Here is a 2,842-nt window from a genome sequence, read left to right on the forward strand (position 1 = left end):
CCCGCGCGCCCGGGAACCGCCGCTCCAGCTCCGCGAGAGTCCCCACCCCCGCGACCCGGCCGCCCTGGACGGCGACGGCACCGTCCTTGATGGGCTCCGGGTCGTCGTCCCAGATGTGGCGGACCTCGTCGGCCGCGTGGATCGTCAGCACCGGCAGGTCAGTTGGAGGCCAGCAGCTTCAGTTCGGGGTGTGCGGTGCCGCCCTCGATCGCGGTGGACGAGATGTGCGAGGCGACCCGCTCGTCGACCGGGTCGTTCGCCGGGTCGTCGTGCACGAGGAGGTGCTCGTACGTCGTCGCGCGCTGCGCCGGGACGCGGCCCGCCTTGCGGATCAGGTCGATGATCTCCAGGCGGTTGGAGCGGTGCTTGGCACCGGCCGAGGAGACGACGTTCTCCTCCAGCATGATCGAGCCGAGGTCGTCCGCGCCGTAGTGCAGCGACAGCTGGCCGACCTCCTTGCCCGTGGTCAGCCAGGAGCCCTGGATGTGACGGACGTTGTCGAGGAAGAGGCGGGCGATCGCGATCATCCGCAGGTACTCGAAGAGGGTCGCCTGGGTGCGGCCCTTCAGGTGGTTGTTCTCGGGCTGGTAGGTGTACGGGATGAAGGCGCGGAAGCCGCCCGTCCGGTCCTGTACGTCGCGGATCATGCGCAGGTGCTCGATGCGCTCGGCGTTGGTCTCGCCGGTGCCCATCAGCATCGTCGACGTGGACTCCACGCCGAGGTTGTGCGCGGTCTCCATGATCTCCAGCCAGCGCTCGCCGGACTCCTTCAGCGGGGCGATCGCCTTGCGCGGGCGGGCGGGGAGCAGCTCGGCGCCGGCCCCGGCGAAGGAGTCGAGACCGGCGGCGTGGATGCGCTGGATCGCCTCCTCGACGGACACCTTGGAGATGCGGGCCATGTGCTCGACCTCCGACGCCCCCAGGGAGTGGATGACGAGCTGCGGATACGCGGCCTTGATCGCGGCGAAGTGCTTCTCGTAGTACTCGACGCCGAAGTCGGGGTGGTGTCCGCCCTGGAACATGATCTGGGTGCCGCCGAGTTCGACGGTCTCCGCGCACCGGCGCAGGATGTCGTCGAGGTCGCGCGTCCAGCCCTTGGCCGTGTCCTTCGGCGCCGCGTAGAAGGCGCAGAACTTGCACGCCGTGACGCACACGTTCGTGTAGTTGATGTTCCGCTCGATGATGTACGTCGCGATGTGCTCGATGCCGGCGTACTGACGGCGGCGCACGGCGTCGGCCGCCGAGCCCAGCGCGTGCAGGGGCGCGTCGCGGTAGAGGTCGAGCGCCTCCTCGGGAGTGATCCGCCCACCCTCGGCGGCACGGTCGAGGACGGACTGAAGGTCGGCCTTCTCGGTCACCGAAGCGTCCCTTTCGTCAAGGGTTGTGGACGGACCCGGCCAGCCTACGCCAGCGCCTCCGAACGGCTCACCTCAGGCCGCGTAGGCGCCCATCAGCACACCGGCGTACACACCGGCGATCAGGAACGGCCCGAACGGGATCGCCGTCCGGCGTCCGGCCCTGCGGGCGAGCAGGAGCGCGCCGCCGTACAGGGCGCCCGACAGGAACGCGGCGAGGGTGCCCAGCATGACCGTCGCCCAGCCGTACCAGCCGAGGACCGCGCCCGCGCCGAGGGCGAGTTTCACGTCGCCGAAGCCCATGCCGCCCGGGTTGATGAGGTGCAGCACGAGGTAGCCGCCGCTGAGCGCGAGGGCGCCCAGCAGGGCCGTCGTCCAGTCACCGGCGTGCTCGGGCAGCAGCACGGCCACCCCCAACAGGGTGAGGGCGACGGCCGCCAGGGGCAGCGTGAGCGGATCGGGCAGCCGCTTCACCCGCAGATCGACCGCCGCGAGCAGCACCCCGACGGGTGCCAGCAGCAGCCATACGGCAAGCTCGGGCCGGATGCCGGTGGCGAGCGCCAGCCCAGCGCAGAGAACCGAGGTGACGAGGGAGAGACGAAGCGCGCCGGAACCGTACGGCGGTGACGTGGCGGGGCAGCCGGGACAGCGGGCGGGCCCGAGCCAGCCGCGCAGGGGATGCCCCTCGGGGCAGCCGCGACGCCAGCCGGCATCGTCTCCCGTGTCCTGCGGTTCCACGTCCTGCAGTTGCACCGAGAACCGGTACACCGCCCGTGGCAGCACCGCTCCCGCGAGCGCGCCCCAGACCGCCGCGAGGGCGATCAGCAGGGCGTCGATCGGTGCGATCGGTGCCACGGTCAAGAAACTCCGCCTCTCTCTTCGCTCATCGCCTGTCCCGCCCGCTAGTCGACCCGTGACATCCGCGCGACCGGATTCCCCTCGGCCGAACTCTCCGACCGGTATGTCAGGTCGTCGCCCGTGCGCGTCAACCGCACGGTGTGGGCGGCCGGGTTGCAGCCGCCGTGGTTGGTCTCGGCGCCGACCGAGGTGGTGATCAGTTCCTTCGAGGTCACCTTGGTCAGGGTGATGACGTCGAGGCAGACACCGCCGAGCACGTCGGTCTGCCGGAGCCGCCCCAGCTCCTTTCCTACGGCGGCCTGTTTCACCGTCAGCCGGAAGGTGCCCATCGGAAGCTGACCGCCGAGACCGCTGCCCTGGCCCTCCCAGGTGCCGACGTAGGCGGCGGGAACCGCTCCGGCCGGGGCCGGGGGCGCGGTGGCGGCCGGGTTCGAGGATGCGGTGTCGCTGCCCGCGGCGCTGTCGTTGTCGTCGGAGCCCGAGCCGGGCATCAGGTCGAGGACGAACACCGAGCCGACCGTCACCGCCGCCAGCGCGCCCGCGACGGCGAGGGCCACGGTGCAGCTGAGCCGGCGCCCGCGCCCGCCCTCGCCCGGAGTCGCGGCGGCGGCGAGGGAGAGGGACACCTT

The 2,842-nt window shown here is 71.5% G+C and carries 3 protein-coding genes and 1 pseudogene; all 4 read right to left on the reverse strand.

The window, feature by feature from the left end; genetic code table 11:
- On the reverse strand, nt 1-151 hold a 151-nt coding region (locus tag BZL64_RS42310), incomplete at its 3' end, for an imidazolonepropionase-like domain-containing protein (protein ID WP_425276111.1).
- Nucleotides 152-158: 7 nt separating this feature from the next.
- Nucleotides 159-1,358, reverse strand: a complete 1,200-nt coding sequence (mqnC, locus tag BZL64_RS37410; protein WP_086773438.1) for a cyclic dehypoxanthinyl futalosine synthase — start codon at nt 1,356-1,358, stop codon at nt 159-161.
- A gap of 72 nt (nt 1,359-1,430) precedes the next feature.
- Nucleotides 1,431-2,210 carry a prepilin peptidase gene (locus BZL64_RS37415; RefSeq protein ID WP_244205784.1) on the reverse strand — a complete coding sequence of 260 codons (780 nt, stop codon included), beginning with the start codon at nt 2,208-2,210 and terminating at the stop codon, nt 1,431-1,433.
- Nucleotides 2,211-2,257: 47 nt separating this feature from the next.
- A pseudogene (locus tag BZL64_RS37420) lies at nt 2,258-2,842 on the reverse strand (serine/threonine protein kinase); the annotation flags it as partial.

The organism is Streptomyces bobili, from assembly GCF_002154575.1.
GTDB classification, from domain to species: Bacteria; Actinomycetota; Actinomycetes; order Streptomycetales; family Streptomycetaceae; genus Streptomyces; species Streptomyces bobili.